The organism is Pseudomonas agronomica, from assembly GCF_025917275.1.
Lineage (GTDB): Bacteria > Pseudomonadota > Gammaproteobacteria > Pseudomonadales > Pseudomonadaceae > Aquipseudomonas > Aquipseudomonas agronomica.
This window is the reverse complement of sequence record NZ_JAOSHO010000973.1, coordinates 1-669: the sequence shown is the minus strand read 5'-3', so window position 1 is coordinate 669 and position 669 is coordinate 1. Positions and strand designations below refer to the sequence as shown.

Here is a 669-nt window from a genome sequence, read left to right as displayed (position 1 = left end):
GGCCCATGGCGCGGCCAAGCGTGTCTTGATCATTGGTGGTGGCGACGGCGGCATGCTGCGGGAAGTGACCAAGCATGCGGGCATCGAGCACATAACCATGGTCGAAATCGACGGCACCGTGGTGGACATGTGCAAGGAGTTCCTGCCCAGCCACTCCAAGGGCGCCTACGACGATCCGCGCCTGAACCTGGTAATCGACGACGGCATGCGTTTCGTCGCCACCACCGAGGAAAAATTCGACGTCATCATTTCCGACTCCACCGACCCGATCGGTCCGGGCGAGGTGCTGTTTTCGGAAAATTTCTACCAGGCCTGCCGCCGTTGCCTGAACGAGGGCGGAATCCTGGTGACCCAGAACGGCACGCCGTTCATGCAACTGGGCGAAGTCCAGACCACCGCCGGACGCCTGCGTGGCCTGTTCGCCGACTGGCATTTCTACCAGGCTGCCGTGCCGACCTACATCGGCGGCGCCATGACCTTCGCCTGGGGTTCGACTGATACAGCCTACCGCAAGCTGTCCCGTGAAACCCTGCGCGAGCGGTTCATCGGCAGCGGCATCGTGACGCGCTACTACAACCCCGAGATCCACATCGGCGCGTTCGCCATGCCGCAGTATGTGTTGCAGGCGATCAACAAGCCGAGTAACGACTGACGTCAGCGACGGTCTGC

General features: G+C 62.2%; 1 protein-coding gene. It reads left to right on the top strand.

Annotated elements, in window-relative coordinates:
* Window positions 1–652: polyamine aminopropyltransferase (gene speE / locus OC610_RS28450; RefSeq protein ID WP_264433061.1), on the top strand; the 652-nt coding region annotated here is incomplete at its 5' end.
* Window positions 653–669 lie beyond the last annotated feature (17 nt).